Below are 18,140 nucleotides of genomic sequence, written 5' to 3' on the forward strand. Positions count from 1 at the left end.
ATTATATTTCAGTCTTAAAGAGTTGGTAAAGTTAAATTAAAAGCTTCATTTTCGATTAAATTATTCAAAATTTTTATTCAAATAATACCATGAAAAAAATCATCGTTTTACTCGCCTTACTAGCTGGTTTTCAGGAACTAAGCGCCCAATCCTGCTGCTTCCTTAAAAAGGATGATATGCAATTAATGGCATCTAATAAAGCTTTTCAACGCTCGCATAAATTGCCTAAACCTTATGTACATATCTCTAAAGCAGGCGGAGAAATGGTAGAATTCAGCACACCCGATGGCCAAAAAGCGAAAGCATTTTACATCAAAGCTGCGAAACCAACTAATACTACCTTATTCGTATTTCAAGAATGGTGGGGATTAAATGATCACATTAAAAGAGAAGCTGAACATTTCTACAGCACTTTAGGTAATGTGAATGTATTAGCCATAGATATGTATGATGGAAAAGTAGCCACCACCCGAGAAGATGCTGGTAAATACATGGGTGAAGCCAATCCAGCAAGGTTAGAGGCCATTATTAAAGGTGCCATTCAACATGTAGGTCCAAAAGCAAAAATTGCCACAGTCGGTTGGTGCTTTGGAGGAGGATTATCCCTAAAAGCATCTATTCTAGCAGGAAAACAAGGTGTAGCATGCGTCATGTATTATGGAATGCCAGTGAAGGATGTCGCAGAATTGAAAGCCTTAAATACCGATGTATTAGGATTATTCGCGGGTAAAGAACAATGGATTTCTCCTAAAGTTGTAGCCGAGTTTGAAGAAAACATGAAGGCTGCAGGGAAAAAATTACAAGTAAAAAGCTTTGATGCTGAGCATGCTTTTGCCAATCCTTCAAATCCTGCTTTTGATAAAAAATCAACTGAAGAAGCTTGGAATATGGCCATTGCTTTTTTTAAAGAAAGAATAAAATAATAGTATTGGGCGGCTTCTAGAGCATTTTTAACACCTCAGAAGCTGCCCGATATCCTGAGGAAATAGCCCCATCTAAATAACCACTCCATTTTTCCGCTGTTTCTGTCCCAGCAAAATGTACATGCTGAAAAGGTGCTCTAATCTGGTGTCCAAACTGAGTTAATGTATTTGGTCCCATCAATCCAGTATAACAACCCCGAGAATATACTTCCTCCGTCCAACATTTGTCGATGTATTGTATAGGTTGCGATGCTTGATGTCCAAATATTTTCTCCACTCGCTCAACAATCATTTTCTTGCGAGTATCCTCCGGCAAGTCAATGAAATTTCGTGCATCATTCCCTTCCACAAAAACCAATAGTACACCCTGATCTGCATCAGCATGTCCCACATCAAAGGTGACTTTCAATGGGTATTCGTCACTTACAATTTGTCCACTAAAGCCCATCTCTCTCCAAAAAGGCGTCGGGTAAATCAAATACACTTTCATGGCTGCTCCCATGGGCATCCGCTGATAAAGTTGTGCTTTTTGTTGGGTTAATGGGGGATCAAATACAACACTACTGATTAGCACGGGGGGTATAGTAAAAATGCATTTCTTTGCCTTTATTGTTAGATTATCTGTCTCCGCTATAATTCCTCCAGCATGTTGACTTAACCTAAAAACAGGTTCCTGAAAATGAATTTTGTCTAAAAATGGAGCAGCTATTTTTTTAATCAAACCTTGCGTACCCCCTTTTAAAATACTTTGCTGGGCTCCATTTTTAATGGAAATGAGGGTGTCCATATTGTCCCCCGACTTAAAATAAAACAAAGCAAAAAGCAATGAAATCTCCGAAGCTTCTGCCGCAAAAACCGTTTGAATTCCAATTTCAAATAAATGCTTTGCTTTAGCTGTCCAGATATGTTTATCCATCCAGGTAGCCAAAGTCATGGCATCGTATTCCTTGGCTTTCGGGTGGTTCCAAGGTTCAGAAATGGATATTTGATCTGAAAGCTTATTCATTTTACTGATTGCAATACCTAAATCAATCAGGGATACAGGGTCAATTTTGGGAATTGTGCCCGTATATGAACTGATTTTTTCCTTAAACTTCAATAGATTCTTTCCTTGGTCGTAGGTATCATATGTTTCAGTTTGGGTCTCTTTTATCCACTCCCACACCAAATGTTGCGTGGGTCCTACCCACTTTGCTCCCATGTCTACCGTCACTCCCGATTGCAAATCCTCGGTCAAGGTTCTACCACCAATTCTGTCTCGGGCTTCTATCACCCTAAAATCTTGGTTGGCAGCATACATTTTTTTTGCCGCAGCTATACCCGCATAACCTGCTCCAACAATCAATATCTCTGTATTAATTTCCTTCATGTTTCATCTTTCTATTTTGCCACATCCAATACAACCGATAAGCCACAGGCCAAATCTTGATCTGGACTGAACCATTTTTTTGCTCCCATTGATGTAAGTAGTCAAAACAATCCTCGATGGCTTTTTGACTAAAAACTTCCTTCTTGCTAGCATCTGTTTGCCTAGATAGCTCCTGATCTTCTTCCACCCATTCTTGTTCTTTTTCTTGCTGAAATCTTTGAATACTCGACTTTATAGTGGAATAATCTGTCAAGGCCCTACGGTGAATTTTTTCCCATTGCCACCAATAAGAATGATCCAGGCGGTCGCTGGATTGTGGAAATACATTGGCATTCAAGGCATTAGTTCTAAAGTAAAAAGGCTTAAATACCGACAAACAAGGCGCAGAAGAACCTGTTAGCCAAACTGTGGATTGGGCATTCTCCCTCAACTCTGCCACCATACTTCCTGTAGTTTGAGAAGGGGTCAAAAGACCTTGTGCATGCAAACAAATATTTCCCATATCTCCTTGGCATGGCTCAAAATCTTCTTGGATCTTATGACTTCTCAAAATCTGAAAAGCATCCCTAACGCTAAATTGAATACTATTTGATGAAGGAGCCTGAAGCTCACATTGCTGTTTTCGGGATGCCCCTCGACCCATATAAGTCATGAAAGGCTCAGAAAAAGCCATTTGAAAATCAAATGGCACATCTTCTTTCATCCAAGATTTTTGATAGGCAAAAGCTTTTGCCTCAGGATGGATCTCATCAAAATCTGTCCCAATAGTCAGCAGATTGGATATGGCATAAAAAGAATTCAAGTGTTTATAAGCCCAAAATGGGCCTGCTGTTTCTAAAACAAAAGCAGTATGAGAATCCGCTATTAGAAAACTATTGCTGTAAAACATCCCTTTATCTTGGTAACCACCACATGCATCTTGTCCATATTTCCCCAACAACTCTATGATTTTCTCCAAGGCCGATTTAGCCGTTTTCGACTGTTCCAAGGCTAATCGCAAAAGGTCCATTCCAGTCAAGCCATTGTTTTTTCTGGCCAAACGTAATTTGGTAAAAACCGCCTCATTCCCAATGGCCACACCATGTTCGTTCACTCCCATTTCGGCACCCCACATCTGAAAAGGTTTGGATAGAATTACCTCATTTACTTGTTCTGGACAATCCACAACAATAAAAGTTGATTGGACACGTTTTTGAAATCGGCTGTGAGCAGGAAATCGAACGATTTGTTGAGCTTCATTGGGCTCACGATCTGAGTTTTTGGCTAAGATGGCATTTCCATGTACATTCCTGTGAGAAGGGCTAAAAAAAGTATCGCACATGCATGTTAGGTTTAGAAAGCCAATAATAATACAAGTATGGAATTTATTTCACGCAACTCAAAAAATTAGAACCTATAAATCCAAAAATAAGAGGTCAAGTTTATTCCTTCAAAAATAGTAAGTTTGTACTCCATCAAAGCGCTCAAAGCAATGAAATACCTAGTTCTATTTTGCTTGATTTCTTTCAGTATTCCTGCGCATAGCACGGTAGCGGACTCGAAAATGGCATTAAGCTATTCAAGCTCTACCAACAAGAAAGTGGCTAAATATCGAAAAAAGAAAGGTTTTCTTTGGGGACTTTTTAAAAAGAAGAAAAAAGGCTGCGATTGTCCAAAGCTTTAATTAAATCCCCTTTTAGGTCCAAAACTTAAACCAACACGGGATTCAAATCCGAGGCGGCTTCTTTTCCTGGGGCTAATCCTTGCAACCAACGCTGGCGATCTGCTTCTTGATTCTCATTTTGTGGCTCAATGATTTTGGCATCAGCATCCATAAAAATAATGGTCATTACCTCCCGCATTTTATTGGAATGATTTCCTGGAGCGGCATGAAGAGTCCAACCCTTGTGAAAGGTCGCATCTCCGGCTTTCATGGTCTTTTGAGCTACAATGGGAAAATTCTTTTCTTTGACAAATTGACTTATCATTTGTTCTGACTCATCAGAAATATTCACTAAAGGCAAGTTGACATCTTGAGTCCCTGAAGCAAAAGTAAGCATCCCCATTTCTTCGTCGATATCCACCAGAGGCATCCACATGGTTACCGTATTTTTAGTGTTTAAAGGCCAATAATACTGATCTTGATGCCATGGGGTTAAACCTCCACCAGGTTCTTTAAATAAGGCTTGGTCATGGTAAAGGCGAACATGCTGGACTCCCAATAAATCAGCAGCAATTTGAGCAAATCGTTTAGCGAGGGTAAATTCCTTGATTTTGGCATCCTCTTCCCACAAATTCATCATTTGCAAAAAGGCCTTACCATAGGTATCGCGTTCAGCTAAGGACTTTTGCTTTGCGCGAAAATCCTTAGCCCAGCGATTGATTGCTTCCCGATAGGGTTGCAAATCATCGGCACTTAACACGTCTGGTAAATAGACGTGTCCATTCATATTAAAATAGGTTTTATCTGTGTTCTTCAGTAAGTAAGCTTGATCGAGCATCTAGCTAAATTTTAGGCCAAAGTTCCATAAAAAGAATCCGACTATCTACCGTGAAATTTGTAAAAATTAATGCAATTTTACCATAGATTAAACATTACATAGATTATTCTGATAATTTTCAAATAAGATGAAAGCTAGTTTGGAGCATTTAGCTAAGGGAAGCGAAGCCTTATCCTTCGAAATCAAGGAAGTAAAGCAAGCGCGTTTTGATGCTCCCTATCATTTTCACCCTGAATTGGAACTAACTTTGATTATTTCTGGCGAGGGTAAACGGTTTATAGGCAATCAAATCAGCGACTTTAGCCCTGGAGATTTGGTGCTTTTAGGTTCCAATCTGCCGCATTGCTGGCAAAATCACCGAAAAGATTGGTTAACGGAAGATTTGCAAGAGGATGCTGCCCAAGCATTAGTAATTCATTTTTCTTTGGATTTTTTGGGAGAAGCTTTTTTGAACAAAAAAGAAAGTGCCGCTATTAAATCCTTACTTGAAAGAGCTAAACTAGGATTTTCTATTCAAGGAAGCACGCAGGATAAAATTGCCAGGGAAATGTTACTATTAAAAGGATTAGCACCTTTCCCTCGTTTATTGAATTTTCTACAAATACTCCACACCTTAAGTACCCAAGTAGCTGATCTTCATCCTATTGAATCTAGTGAAAGTAGTTATACTTTATCTACAGTAGATTTGGATAGAATCAATCGGGTTTACGCATATGTTATCGCCAATTATACACATGAAGTACACTTGGATGAAGTGGCTCATTTGGCTAACATGACTGAAACTGCATTTTGCCGTTATTTCAAAAAAGTTACGAATAAAACCTTTGTGGAATTGGTCACAGAATTTAGGATTAAACATGCCTGCCAGTTACTTAGAAGCAGCTCGAAACCTATGATTGAGATTTGTTTTGAAAGTGGATTTGGGAATCTTTCTCACTTCAACAAACAATTCAAACAGTGGATGAAAATGCCACCCCTACAATACAGGAAATTGACCTTAGAATGGCATCAATAATCCTAACGCTGTCAAGGTTTAAAACCTTGCCAGCGTTGGGCAAATTTCACTAATTTCCCCCAATTTCTCTTTCAAAAAACTGATAAAATACTGATTATTTCTTTTCAGGAAACAGCATACTTAATACGATACTTACCGTCAAAATTCCAATTATAACTCCCAAGGAAGCGAGCGTTCCAAAACCAATTTGCTCCAAATAATGATGCGCTAACATTTTGATTCCTACAAAACTTAAAAGCACTCCTAATCCCATTGGTAAAAAACGGAATAAGCCCATTAAATTCGATAAGAAGAAAAATAAAGACCGCAATCCCATGACTGCAAACACATTCGAAAAGAATACAATGTAAGGGTCTTTTGAAATAGAAAATATAGCTGGAATAGAATCTACAGCAAATAAAATATCCGTAAATGCAATCACTACCACCACGACAAAAATGGGCGTTATGTACCATTTGCCCGTCTTCATCCGTACAAAAAAGCGACCAATCACATTTCTTTTATACACATTAAAATACTTCGACAAAATCTTCACTACAGGATGATGACCTGGGACCATTTCTTCCTCACTCTCTTTTTTGACGATAATACTGATACCCGTATACACCAAAAACGCCCCAAATAAATAAATAATCCAGTCGAACTTCTGTAATAATGCTGCTCCTAAAAAGATGAAGATCAATCGCAATACGATAGCACCTAATACTCCCCAAACTAATATCTTTTTATAGTAACGCTTTTGAACTCCGAAGGAATTGAAAATCAATATGAAGACAAAGACATTATCAGCCGATAAAGAATATTCCACCAAATAACCAGTGATATACTCCAAGGACATATTTTCCTGAAATACAGCAAGTTGATCTAAATAGCTTCCTGTACCCAATTGAATCTGTTTGGCATATAACTCTTGAACAACTTGTAAACTAGGCACATCATGAATTCCATGAATCATGCCCCCATTAAACCTCAAAAACAGATAAAACAATAGTGCTAAAATCACCCAAGCTCCACTCCAAAAACCCGCCTCTCGAAATGTTACTTCTGACTGTGGTCCAGTCTTAAAAACTCCTAAATCCACTAACATCACCGCCAAGACTCCCACTGAAAACAGAATAAAAAACAAAGTTTCGCTCATAAATATCTAATTTTGCACCAAAGCCCAAAGTTCGTAAATCTTTGGCACACATTATATGTACGAAGGGAAAAAGGTAATTGTTGTGATGCCTGCCTATAAAGCCGCACTCACACTAGAAAAAACGTATAACGAGATTCCTCACGATTGGGTGGATGAAGTCATTTTAGTCGATGACCACAGTCCGGATAATACGGTGGAAGTCGCTAAGCAAATTGGCATTCAACATGTGATCCGCCATGATAAAAACAAGGGTTATGGAGGTAATCAGAAAACCTGTTATACCAAAGCCTTGGAATTACAAGGTGACATTGTCATCATGCTTCACCCAGATTACCAGTATACTCCTTTGCTATTAAAAGCCATGATAAGTATCATTGGCAATGGCCTGTACCCAGTTGTTTTTGCTTCTCGAATTTTAGGAAAAGGAGCACTGAAAGGGGGAATGCCCATTTATAAATACATCGCAAATCGTATTTTAACTTTATATCAAAATATTCTCATCGGACAAAAGCTATCCGAATACCATACCGGTTACCGCGCTTTTTCTAGAGAGGCTTTAGAAGCCGTACCTTTTCATGATTGTGACGATGATTTCATCTTCGATAACCAAATGGTACTCCAATTATTTTGGAAAAACTTTGAAGTGGGTGAAGTTACCTGCCCAACCAAATATTTTGAAGAAGCCTCTTCTATCAATTTTAAACGCAGTTCCATCTATGGTTTTGGCGTATTATGGTATTCCCTTCGTTATCGCCTAGCCAAAATGGGCTGGACTTGGGATTTAATGGGGAAATAAAATTCCATGATTCCATAAAAAATCCCCTGCCAAAGCGACAGGGGATTTTTATTTAATCCTTTTACAGACGAATAGAAAGACCTACTAAAAAGTTGAATCCTGCCTGTGGATACTGGAAATTCTCCGTAATCACTTTTTGCTCATACACATAGCTGTAGGTGTATCCATTGGAGGAATACAAGCTATTCGCTAGATTGTTTAACAATAAACTAGCCTGTACATTTTTTGCCCAATTCGTCTTTATTGGATAGGTCAAACGTATATCTTGAGTCCAATAAGCCTTCAATTTTCTATTTTCACTTGAAGTGTTATCCAAATACTGCTGTCCTACATATTTGGTCAACAAACTTGTTTCCAAACCTTTCCATGAATAAGTGAATTGACTACCCGCAATTGTTGATGGAGAATAGGCAATATCTGTAGTCCCATGATTCACGATTTTAACTCCATACGTATCATAATCTGGAATACTTTCTACGAAATTCAAGACTTTATTTTGACTCAAGGTTACATTAGCTTGCCATGAAAAATGATTGGACAATCGATAATTCAAACTGGCCTCTGCACCCATGCGATAACTTTCTGGAACATTGGTTCGAATAGCCTCCCCTACACTATTGACTGCTCCCGTCAAAACCAACTGATCTCTATATTGCATACGATATAAATTCAATTGAAAGGAATAATTGGAAGCGGCTCTTTCAAAACCCAATTCATAGTCTGTCAAAAACTCCGACCGAGGTGTCGTTCCTGGATTATCGATAAAATCTTGTCGACTTGGCTCCTTACTTCCAATCGCTAAAGAACCATAAATTTTACTTAATTCCGAAAGCTGATGTGTTAATCCAAATTTAGGATTAAAGAAATCATAGGACCAGGTTTGGCTTATATCCTGCATCTTATCCGCTGTTCCTTTCATGGTATAGCCTGCTGTGCGGTACTGTAAATCCAAATAACTTTGCCATTGGGTAGACAAGGCATAATTCATTTTGACAAACATATTCAAATCCGTTTTTTGAGATCGACTTTGATACCAGCGATGACCTACATATGAACTAGGCAAATTATCACCAGAAACTACTTCTCCAAAATGACGACCTATATAACGGTTCCACGCCCCACCAAAGGTGAACTTAAAACCTTGATTGGCGTCATAATTCAAAGCAAAAGTGCTTCCATAAAAATCATTATCTAACCATTTTCTTCGCACTAAATTGGTACTTGTCAACAATACTGAACCTAAATTAATAGGTGCTAATCCGTATTTCGACAAACTGGCATCGGCCTTAAACTCCTCATAATAACCTCTTCCATAGGTAAAATGTCCATTTAAGTCCAAATTCCAATACGTTCCCAAACTGTGATGTGTCAAGAATTGATAATGATCTTGTGCATAATTATCCGTTTGATTGGGATAAGTATAATAATTGTAAGTCCTTCCGCTTTCTAACAAGTTTTTAGCCTCCACTTCACTTAACCAATTTCGTTCTATATAGGCATTCATTCCAGCAACATCATTGTTTACTCGACTTTCCGGAGTTCCATACCAAGACTGAAAAGTCTTTTCTTTTCCAATGAAATAATTCAAACGAAAAAAGGATTTCTTCCCAAAATAGGCAGCCGACAAATACGCGGATTGTAAATTAGAAGACGCTCGGTCCAAATAACCATTAGAAACTACACGGGATAATCGACCATCAATAGTCCATTTCCCAGCCAACAAACCCGTTCCCAATTTCAAGGTAGTCTTTAATGTTCCAAATGATCCTCCAGAAGCATTCAATTCGGCATAAGGATCTTTTTCAAAACTATTGGTCTGCATGTTGACTGATCCTCCAAACGCCCCAGCACCATTGGTGGAGGTTCCAACCCCACGTTGAATTTGTACAGAGGCAACCGAACTAGCGAAATCAGGCATATTCACCCAATAGGTCCCTTGAGATTCAGAATCATTGACTGGAATTCCATTGATGGTCACATTGACACGAGTAGCATCCGAACCACGAATACGAATTCCCGTGTATCCAACTCCAGCCCCTGCATCAGATGTGGTCACGATAGAAGGGGTGAAATTTAGCAATACAGGCATATCTTGGCCTAAATTTGACTTCGCCAATTCTTTTGCCCCAACATTCGTGTAAGCCATAGCCGAATTTTCATCCGCTCGAGTGGCCTTAACAATCACTTCATCATTTAAAAAAGAAGATTTCTTCAATTGAATATTGACCGATTTTTCTGATGAATTTAATACCCTAGTTTGGGTTTCAAATCCGACAAAATGAACCGAAATACTCACAGAAGATTGCGTGCTAGTTAATACAAAATGCCCCTTACTATCCGTAACGGTTCCTCGCTGACTATCTTTTAACTGAATACTTGCCCCCCAAAGAGCTTGGGTGTTTTCTTGGTCTACGACCGTCCCTTCCCATCGGAAGGTTTTCTGCGCCCAAACTGGTGCAGCCATCATGGCGATTACTACAATAAGAAAAAACGTTGTCGTTATCTTTTTCATTTTTTGAAAAGTTTAACAACAGGTAAAGGAGTCAAATCCTGTCTGATTTAACATGCAACCCTTACATCGATGATTTTTTTGAGTTTTCAGCGCTAAAAACTCGACAAAATCCCTTCGTCGGTACTAACCGAATCAGGTTCAATGGGTATAATCTCAGCCCAAAAAATTGGGCACCCCTTTTTGTGGATGCACAAAGATACAAAAATTCCTACCTTTGCAAGCCCTAAGAAAAATTTGGCTGCCCTGATTCGGTAGATTATGATTGTAAAAGATTTTATTGCCCACTACCAACACGATGGAATTATTCAAACCCTTTCCTCGCAGATTCATCATGCCCAAAAAGGGAGCAAATTTCACATAAAAGGCCTATCTGGCTCTTTAGATGCCATTATTATGGCGGCCACCAAGCAAGAAAAAAGGCCTTATCTTTTGATATGTGAAGAAAAAGAAGAGGCCCATTATTTGCTCAATGACTTACAAGCTTTGGTGGGTGATGCGGAAGTTCTTCTATTTCCCATGTCACATAAAAAACCTTATGAATGGGAAGAAATAGATAATGCCAATGTGTTAATGCGGGCTGAAGTACTGAATGTCCTGAGTAATTTATCTTCCAAAGACACCTACATTGTTACGTATCCAGAAGCGTTAAGTGAAAAAGTCATCAATCGAAAATCCCTCGTTAAGAATACCCTTTCTATCCGTGTAGGTGATAAAATTGACCCGAATTTTGTAGCTGAAACATTGAATGAATATGATTTTGAGCGAACCGATTTTGTCTATGAAGCAGGCCAATATTCCGTTCGTGGAGGAATTTTAGATGTATTTTCTTATGCAACAGAATTCCCTTATCGCCTTGATTTTTTTGGAAATGAGGTAGATAGTATACGGACCTTTCATCCAGAAACCCAACTTTCCATTCAGTCGGTTTCAGCCATGCACCTCATCCCTGATGTGCAAACTAAGCTCATCCAAGAAAGTAGAGAGAGCTTTTTGAGTTTCTTCCCAGAAAACAGCATCATTTGGATAAAAGACCATGACATGCTGTTGGAAATTATTCAAAATTATTTCCAAAAAACACATGATGCTTTTGAAGAACTGAAAAGTCGGGGAAGTGATATTCAAATTATGTCTGACCCTTCCGAGCGCTGGGAGAATAAAAAAGACTTTTTAAAGTCCCTCAACCATTTTACCCAAGTGGAATATGGAAAAAGGAACCACCTAAAAAATGCAGAAAGCATTAGCTACGCTTCCAAAAATCCTGGTGCTTTTCACAAGGATTTCGAACGTTTAGCAGGTGCTTTGCTCGATAATCAAACGCAGGGGTATCAAAATATCATTTGCTCGGAATCTTCCCGACAATTGGAACGTTTGGAAGTCATTTTCAATGAATTAAATACCTCCATTCAATTCAAAAACCTGCAAATTACTCTTCGTGAAGGTTTCATCGATGAGCAAACCAAAATTGCTTTTTACCCAGATCACCAACTATTTGACCGTTTCCATCGATTTAAAGAAAAAAACAAATTTTCTAAAAATAAAGCCCTCACATTAAAGGAGTTACGAAGCTTACAAGTAGGGGATTTTGTCACACACATTGATTATGGAATTGGCCGTTTTGCAGGTTTAAACCTAATAGACACTTCCAATGGAGAACAGGAAGTCATTCGCTTGATTTACCGAGATGATGACGTCCTCTCCGTTTCCATCCATGCTTTACATAAAATTTCAAAATATTCTGGAAAAGAAGGTGCTCCTCCTAGTATGTCCAAATTGGGTTCTCCTGATTGGGACAACAAAAAATCGAGAGTCAAAAAGCAGGTAAAAGATATTGCCAAGGAGTTAATTGCCTTGTATGCCAAAAGAAAATCTGCTCCCGGCTTCGCATTTTCACCCGACACCTATTTACAAGCTGAATTAGAATCTTCTTTTCTGTACGAAGATACCCCTGACCAAGCCAAAGCGACACAGGATGTCAAGGCCGACATGGAAAAACCTCATCCGATGGATCGATTGGTGTGTGGCGACGTAGGTTTTGGTAAAACAGAAATTGCGGTTAGAGCAGCTTTCAAAGCCGTGGCAGACTCTAAGCAAGTAGCCGTTCTTGTGCCAACGACCGTTTTGGCCATGCAACATTTCAGAACTTTTCATGACCGTTTAGCCGCTTTTCCTTGCAAAGTGGAATACATCAATCGATTTAAATCACCCAAACAAATTAAAGAGACGCTTGATCGAGTGGCCAAAGGTGTAACTGATATTTTAATAGGCACACACCGATTGGTCAATAAAGATGTCGTTTTCAAAAACTTGGGATTGATGATCATTGATGAGGAACAGAAATTTGGGGTGAAGGTCAAAGATCGATTAAAAGAAATGCGAGTGGATGTAGATGTCTTGACTTTGACAGCCACACCGATTCCTAGGACCTTACACTTTTCTCTCATGGGGGCGAGGGATTTATCCATTATTGCTACCCCACCACCCAATCGTCAGCCTGTTGAAACCAAATTAGTGGTATTAAACGATGAACTTTTGCGAGATGGAATTAGAGAAGAGTTAGCAAGAAACGGACAGGTCTTTGTGGTCTACAACCGCATTGGCGAATTGGAAAGTATTGCGAACCGAATTTTACGATTGGTTCCAGATGCCAAAATTGCCGTGGCACACGGACAAATGGACGGGGACAAACTTGAAAAAATCATGCTGGGGTTCATTGAGGGGCATTTCGATGTATTGGTAGCGACGAATATCATTGAATCAGGCTTGGATATACCCAATGCAAATACCATTTTCATCATCAATGCCAATAATTTTGGGTTATCGGATTTACACCAAATGCGAGGCCGTGTGGGTAGATCCAATAAAAAGGCTTATTGCTATTTGGTTACACCATCCTTGGCTAATTTGACTAGCGATGCACGTAAAAGATTAAGTGCCTTAGAGGAATTCTCCGACCTAGGAGATGGAATTAAAGTGGCCATGCGCGATTTGGACATTCGTGGAGCAGGGAACCTTTTAGGAGCTGAACAAAGTGGATTCATTAATGATTTAGGCTATGATATGTACCACAAAATCCTAGATGAAGCCGTTCAGGAATTAAAAGAGAATGAATTTAAAGCCCTGTTTGAAGCAGATTTACATGAAGTAGCAGATACCTTGAAAGTAGATTGCCAAATTGAAACAGATTTACGGGTTTTGATTCCTGATACCTATGTACAAAGTATTTCAGAAAGATTGGCTCTTTATACTCGATTGGATGAAATTGATCATGAAGAAGATTTAAACAAATTCATTCAAGAAATTGAGGATCGTTTTGGCAAATTACCTCAAGAAGTGAGCGACATGATTGAACTCGTGAAATGTCGCTGGAAAGCACAAGTTTTAGGAATTGAAAAAATACTGCTAAAAAACAATATCCTTAAACTTCATTTCGTTTCATCAGAGACGCATCAAAAACATGCTAGTTCCATTGTTTTGAAGGTTATCAACTTTGTTAATTCTCGAAAAGGACAGTGTCAACTCAGAGAAAAAGCCAACAAATTGATTCTTCAAGTTGACCGAATCAGTAGTATTGAAGAATTAAATACTATTTTAGTGGATATTTTAGGCTAGTTTTGAGCTTATTAATTGAATTTTATACCTTTGCTTTTCAAATTCTTACGATAAAAGATATCAATGATTGCTAAATTGAAAATTGTAATGGGGATTTGTGCTAGTGTGTTTCTCTTGACATCATGTCCAAGTGGAATCAAATCTGGCGTAAAACCTAGCAGTGTAAATATCGGTTCTAAATCCTCTGCTACAGGAGTTTCCTACAACCAAAAAGGTGGATTTCAGGTAGATAAAAAATTCAACGGCCAATTAACTGGCCCGAATTTGGTATTTATTGAAGGTGGCCGTTTCACAATGGGCTCTTTAGAAGAGGATGTATTAGGCATGCATGACAACGTGGAAAGAACTGTATCTGTACAGTCCTTTTACATGGACGAAACAGAAATCGCCAACGTGCATTATTTAGAATATTTATATTCGGTTCAAAAGGACTCTACTCAAGATTTTTACGAATCTGCATTACCAGATACGACTGTTTGGAAAAACGATTTAGCATTTAATGATCCTTATGTGGAACAATATTTGCGTTTCCCAGGCTTCCGTATGTATCCAGTAGTGGGTACTTCGTGGAAACAAGTAAACGACTATTGTGTATGGAGAACTGCGGTTGTAAACCAACAATTGGCAGGTGGAGATAAAGTAAAAGAAAAGAAACCTAAAAAAGGAGCTGCTACCACAGGTACTGCCGCTACTGCAGCCACGACAAGAACCAACACTACGGCTCGCTTAACCATTGAATCAGGTCGAGTATTGCCTTCTTACCGACTTCCAACCGAAGCGGAATGGGAATATGCAGCTAAGGCCATGATTGGTACACAGCAAGAAGACGAAAACCAAATTAACCAACGTATTTATCCATGGGATGGCCCTTCTTTACGTCAGTCACAAGGAAAAGCGAGAGGAACCATGTTGGCTAACTTTAAGCGTGGACGCGGTGACTACGCAGGTATTGCTGGTAAATCGAATGACGGTGCTATCATTACTACAGAAGTATACAAATACCCACCAAATGATTTTGGTTTATATCAAATGGCAGGAAACGTAAATGAGTGGGTACAAGATTTATACCGTCCTCTTTCCTTTCAAGACTTTAATGACTTGAACCCTGTTCGTAGAAACGAAAAATTAGATAAGGCTAGTCGCTATGACAGCAAAAACAATAACTCATTAATTGACAACAAAGTTCGTGTTTATAAAGGTGGATCTTGGTCAGATGTGGCTTATTGGTTAGCGCCGGGTACTCGTCGTTATTTGGATGAAGATTCAGCTACTGCGACTATCGGATTCCGTTGTGCTATGATTTCCGCAGGAACGAACAAATAATATTTTCCCATTTATTGCAAAGCCGCCAGAGCTAAAAAAGACACTTGTCTAGCTCCGGCGGTTTTTATTTTTTGTCCCAATGCCAGCATCGTGGCTCCAGTGGTCAAGGTATCATCCACAATCAATACATGTTTTCCTTGGATAAGGGATGGATTAATAACCTGAAATACCTCTTCCAATACTTGAAAACGTTCTTGCCGATTTTGATGAATCAATGTTTGACTATTCTTGATTCGTTCTATACCTCCCCAAATGATTGGAATTTGAGTACTTGAAGAAATTCCTTCGGCGATGCATTGGGCTTGATTATATCCTCGATCGCGCGCTCTTTGAGCATGCATTGGAATAGGGAGAATTAGATCGTAAGTGAAAGGCCAATTGTACTTATTTAATTCTGAGCCACACCAAACCCCAAGAAATCTTCCTACATCTTGGGCTCCTTTGTATTTAATTTGATGCATTAAGTGCTGAACGCGCCCTCCCTCAGAAAATAAAAAGAAACAATGTGCATCCTGATAATCCATCCAACCGTCGAATTTCAGACTGAGCCAATTGGGCTTTGGAAGGAATAAACCGGGCCTTGGGAGCTCTAATCGACACCTACTACATAGTATTTCCTCTGATTCTAAAAGGGTCATGGAACACCCAAAACAAACTTCCGGGTAAAGCAATTGTAAAATGCGCTTAAACATTTGAAAAAAGTTTTGTATTTAATTAAGATTCAGTAATTTTGCACCCCTAAATAAGAACCTAAAGTTTACATGCTAAAACCATGTAGTTCAAGTTCTTGATAATCTTAGAGAAGAGTAAAAACACTTATATCATAATTAACCTTTAAAAATGGCACGCGATTTAAAATTCACTAGAAACATCGGTATTGCTGCGCACATTGACGCTGGTAAAACCACCACGACGGAACGTATCCTGTATTACGCAGGTGTGAGTCACAAAATTGGTGAGGTACACGATGGTGCGGCAACCATGGACTGGATGGAGCAAGAGCAGGAGCGTGGAATCACGATTACTTCTGCAGCAACTACTGTAAACTGGAAATACCGTAACGAAGATTACCATGTTAACATCATTGATACACCAGGTCACGTTGACTTTACTGTAGAGGTAAACCGTTCCCTACGTGTATTAGATGGTCTAGTTTTCTTGTTTTCAGCGGTAGACGGTGTTGAGCCACAGTCAGAAACTAACTGGCGTTTAGCGAACAATTACAACGTTGCTCGTATTGGTTTCGTAAACAAAATGGACCGTTCTGGTGCTGATTTCTTAAACGTGTGTAAGCAAGTAAAAGAAATGTTGGGTAGCTACGCAGTACCATTGCAATTACCTATCGGTGCTGAAGAGCATTTCGAAGGAGTAGTTGATTTGGTGAACTTCCGTGGTATCAAGTGGAACGAAGCAGACAAAGGAATGACATTCACTGAGGTACCTATCCCAGATGATATGTTAGAAGAGGCGACTGAATATCGTGAGAAATTATTAGAAGCAGTAGCTGAGTTTGACGAGACTTTGATGGAGAAATACTTCGAAGATCCTAACTCAATCACTGAAGATGAAATTTTAGCTGCTTTACGTGCCGCTACTATTTCTATGAAAATCGTTCCAATGCTTTGTGGTTCTTCTTTCAAAAACAAAGGAGTGCAGACTATGTTGGATTATGTAATGGCTATTTTGCCATCACCGATGGACAAAGAAGGTGTAAAAGGAACAAACCCAGATACAGGAGAAGAAATTCTTAGAAAACCATCTGAGTCTGAGCCATTTGCTGCTTTAGCATTTAAAATTGCAACTGACCCTTACGTAGGTCGTTTATGTTTTATTCGTGCATACTCTGGTGGATTGGATTCTGGTTCTTATGTTTTGAACAACCGTTCAGGAAATAAGGAGCGTATCTCTCGTATCTTCCAAATGCACGCTAACAAGCAAAATTCTATTGAGCGCTTAGGTGCTGGTGATATTGGTGCCGTAGTTGGATTTAAAGACATCAAAACTGGTGATACTTTATCTGATGAGAAACACCCAATCATTTTAGAAGCAATGGATTTCCCAGAGCCAGTTATTGGATATGCTATTGAGCCTAAGAAAACAGCTGATGCTGATAACTTCTCAAAAGCAATCACAAAATTGATCGAGGAAGACCCAACTTTACAAGTAGAATCTAACGAAGAGACTGGTCAAACCATCATCAAAGGTATGGGTGAGCTTCACTTAGAGATTATCATTGACCGTATGCGTCGTGAATTCAAAGTTGAAGTTAACCAAGGTGCGCCTCAAGTGGCTTACAAAGAGTCTTTAACTAAGACAACTGAGCACCGTGAGGTTTACAAAAAACAATCAGGTGGTCGTGGTAAATTTGCTGATATCGTATTTGAAATCGGACCAAGAGAAGATGATAAACCTGGTTTAGAATTTGTAAACAATATCGTGGGTGGTGTTATTCCTCGTGAATTCATCCCTGCAGTTCAGAAAGGTTTTGAAGAAGCAATGAAAACAGGTGCTTTAGCTGGTTATCCTATGGATTCCATGAAAGTACGTTTGTTCCATGGTTCTTACCATGATGTCGATTCAGATTCATTATCTTTTGAATTAGCAGCTCGTATGGGTTACAAAGAAGCAGCGAAAAGTGCAGGTGCTAAATTAATGGAACCTATCATGGCTGTTGACGTAGTTACTCCAGATGAGTATACTGGACCTATCACAGGTGACTTAAACCGTCGTCGTGGTATCATGAAAGGTATGGATTCTCGTCAAGGTGCTGTTATCTTAAAAGCTGATGTGCCTTTATCAGAATTATTCGGATATGTTACAGATTTACGTACAATGTCTTCTGGACGTGCTACTGCATCTTTAACTTTCTCTCACTACGAATTTGTTCCGCAAAACATTGCTGACGAAGTAGTTAAGAAAGCGAAAGGATTGTAATATCCAATCAATATAAGTACAGAAAGCCCTCGATTAATCGA

General features: G+C 39.1%; 13 protein-coding genes and 1 riboswitch. Of the genes, 7 read left to right on the forward strand and 6 right to left on the reverse strand.

What is annotated here, in order from left to right:
* The first annotated feature begins 89 nt into the window (after window positions 1–89).
* A complete protein-coding gene (locus tag G9H60_RS04910) occupies window positions 90–923 on the forward strand; it encodes a dienelactone hydrolase family protein (protein WP_223142985.1) in 834 nt (277 codons plus the stop codon).
* Window positions 924–939: 16 nt separating this feature from the next.
* Here G9H60_RS04910 and G9H60_RS04915 read toward each other — a convergent pair whose 3' ends face one another.
* Together G9H60_RS04915 and G9H60_RS04920 are read right to left on the reverse strand one after the other, a co-directional pair.
* Complete coding sequence (locus G9H60_RS04915) at window positions 940–2,292, reverse strand: flavin monoamine oxidase family protein (protein WP_223142986.1); 1,353 nt, start codon at window positions 2,290–2,292, stop codon at window positions 940–942.
* On the reverse strand, window positions 2,279–3,613 hold the full coding sequence (locus tag G9H60_RS04920; RefSeq protein WP_223142987.1) for a C69 family dipeptidase: 1,335 nt from the start codon (window positions 3,611–3,613) through the stop codon (window positions 2,279–2,281). Before G9H60_RS04920 ends, G9H60_RS04915 begins: the two co-directional genes overlap by 14 nt.
* 150 nt (window positions 3,614–3,763) lie before the next feature.
* On the opposite strand from G9H60_RS04920, the gene G9H60_RS04925 reads away from it, so the two are divergent.
* Window positions 3,764–3,955, forward strand: a complete 192-nt coding sequence (locus G9H60_RS04925) for a hypothetical protein (protein WP_223142988.1) — start codon at window positions 3,764–3,766, stop codon at window positions 3,953–3,955.
* Window positions 3,956–3,980: 25 nt separating this feature from the next.
* Here G9H60_RS04925 and G9H60_RS04930 read toward each other — a convergent pair whose 3' ends face one another.
* Window positions 3,981–4,721, reverse strand: coding sequence for a phytanoyl-CoA dioxygenase family protein (locus G9H60_RS04930; protein WP_223142989.1), 741 nt, complete (start codon window positions 4,719–4,721; stop codon window positions 3,981–3,983).
* 178 nt (window positions 4,722–4,899) lie between these two features.
* On the opposite strand from G9H60_RS04930, the gene G9H60_RS04935 reads away from it, so the two are divergent.
* Window positions 4,900–5,787, forward strand: a complete 888-nt coding sequence (locus tag G9H60_RS04935; RefSeq protein ID WP_223142990.1) for an AraC family transcriptional regulator — start codon at window positions 4,900–4,902, stop codon at window positions 5,785–5,787.
* A gap of 94 nt (window positions 5,788–5,881) precedes the next feature.
* Here the strand turns inward: G9H60_RS04935 and G9H60_RS04940 are convergent, their stop codons facing one another.
* A complete protein-coding gene (locus G9H60_RS04940; protein WP_223143053.1) occupies window positions 5,882–6,931 on the reverse strand; it encodes a TerC/Alx family metal homeostasis membrane protein in 1,050 nt (349 codons plus the stop codon).
* A gap of 49 nt (window positions 6,932–6,980) precedes the next feature.
* Here G9H60_RS04940 and G9H60_RS04945 point away from each other — a divergent pair, with 49 nt between their 5' ends.
* A complete protein-coding gene (locus tag G9H60_RS04945) occupies window positions 6,981–7,721 on the forward strand; it encodes a glycosyltransferase family 2 protein (protein ID WP_223142991.1) in 741 nt (246 codons plus the stop codon).
* A gap of 61 nt (window positions 7,722–7,782) precedes the next feature.
* On the opposite strand, the gene G9H60_RS04950 is transcribed toward G9H60_RS04945, so the two are convergent.
* Window positions 7,783–10,233: a TonB-dependent receptor gene (locus tag G9H60_RS04950; protein WP_223142992.1), complete on the reverse strand. Its 2,451-nt coding sequence runs from the start codon at window positions 10,231–10,233 to the stop codon at window positions 7,783–7,785.
* 92 nt (window positions 10,234–10,325) lie between these two features.
* Window positions 10,326–10,421: riboswitch (TPP riboswitch) on the reverse strand.
* A 70-nt stretch (window positions 10,422–10,491) separates the two neighbouring features.
* Between G9H60_RS04950 and mfd the strand changes: the two genes are divergently transcribed.
* Both mfd and gldJ read left to right on the forward strand, forming a co-directional pair.
* Entirely contained in the window at window positions 10,492–13,842 is a 3,351-nt protein-coding gene (gene mfd / locus G9H60_RS04955; protein ID WP_223142993.1) for a transcription-repair coupling factor, read from the forward strand.
* A gap of 63 nt (window positions 13,843–13,905) precedes the next feature.
* Window positions 13,906–15,165 carry a gliding motility lipoprotein GldJ gene (gldJ, locus tag G9H60_RS04960; protein WP_262899951.1) on the forward strand — a complete coding sequence of 420 codons (1,260 nt, stop codon included), beginning with the start codon at window positions 13,906–13,908 and terminating at the stop codon, window positions 15,163–15,165.
* Window positions 15,166–15,176: 11 nt separating this feature from the next.
* Here gldJ and G9H60_RS04965 read toward each other — a convergent pair whose 3' ends face one another.
* Window positions 15,177–15,857 (reverse strand): ComF family protein, encoded by a 681-nt coding sequence (locus G9H60_RS04965; protein WP_223142994.1) that lies wholly within the window; start codon window positions 15,855–15,857, stop codon window positions 15,177–15,179.
* Between the two features lie 148 nt (window positions 15,858–16,005).
* Here G9H60_RS04965 and fusA point away from each other — a divergent pair, with 148 nt between their 5' ends.
* Entirely contained in the window at window positions 16,006–18,099 is a 2,094-nt protein-coding gene (gene fusA, locus G9H60_RS04970) for an elongation factor G (RefSeq protein WP_223142995.1), read from the forward strand.
* Window positions 18,100–18,140: the final 41 nt, after the last annotated feature.

Origin of the sequence: Aquirufa aurantiipilula (genome assembly GCF_019923745.1) — a bacterium.
GTDB lineage: Bacteria > Bacteroidota > Bacteroidia > Cytophagales > Spirosomataceae > Aquirufa > Aquirufa aurantiipilula.

Bases quoted from the DNA above. Each gene is read 5' to 3' on its own strand.
- G9H60_RS04910 (WP_223142985.1), top strand. From the start codon at position 90: ATGAAAAAAATCATCGTTTTACTCGCCTTACTAGCTGGTTTTCAGGAA.
- G9H60_RS04915 (WP_223142986.1), bottom strand. From the start codon at position 2,292: ATGAAGGAAATTAATACAGAGATATTGATTGTTGGAGCAGGTTATGCG.
- G9H60_RS04920 (WP_223142987.1), bottom strand. From the start codon at position 3,613: ATGTGCGATACTTTTTTTAGCCCTTCTCACAGGAATGTACATGGAAAT.
- G9H60_RS04925 (WP_223142988.1), top strand. From the start codon at position 3,764: ATGAAATACCTAGTTCTATTTTGCTTGATTTCTTTCAGTATTCCTGCG.
- G9H60_RS04930 (WP_223142989.1), bottom strand. From the start codon at position 4,721: ATGAATGGACACGTCTATTTACCAGACGTGTTAAGTGCCGATGATTTG.
- G9H60_RS04935 (WP_223142990.1), top strand. From the start codon at position 4,900: ATGAAAGCTAGTTTGGAGCATTTAGCTAAGGGAAGCGAAGCCTTATCC.
- G9H60_RS04945 (WP_223142991.1), top strand. From the start codon at position 6,981: ATGTACGAAGGGAAAAAGGTAATTGTTGTGATGCCTGCCTATAAAGCC.
- G9H60_RS04950 (WP_223142992.1), bottom strand. From the start codon at position 10,233: ATGAAAAAGATAACGACAACGTTTTTTCTTATTGTAGTAATCGCCATG.
- mfd (WP_223142993.1), top strand. From the start codon at position 10,492: ATGATTGTAAAAGATTTTATTGCCCACTACCAACACGATGGAATTATT.
- gldJ (WP_262899951.1), top strand. From the start codon at position 13,906: ATGATTGCTAAATTGAAAATTGTAATGGGGATTTGTGCTAGTGTGTTT.
- G9H60_RS04965 (WP_223142994.1), bottom strand. From the start codon at position 15,857: ATGTTTAAGCGCATTTTACAATTGCTTTACCCGGAAGTTTGTTTTGGG.
- fusA (WP_223142995.1), top strand. From the start codon at position 16,006: ATGGCACGCGATTTAAAATTCACTAGAAACATCGGTATTGCTGCGCAC.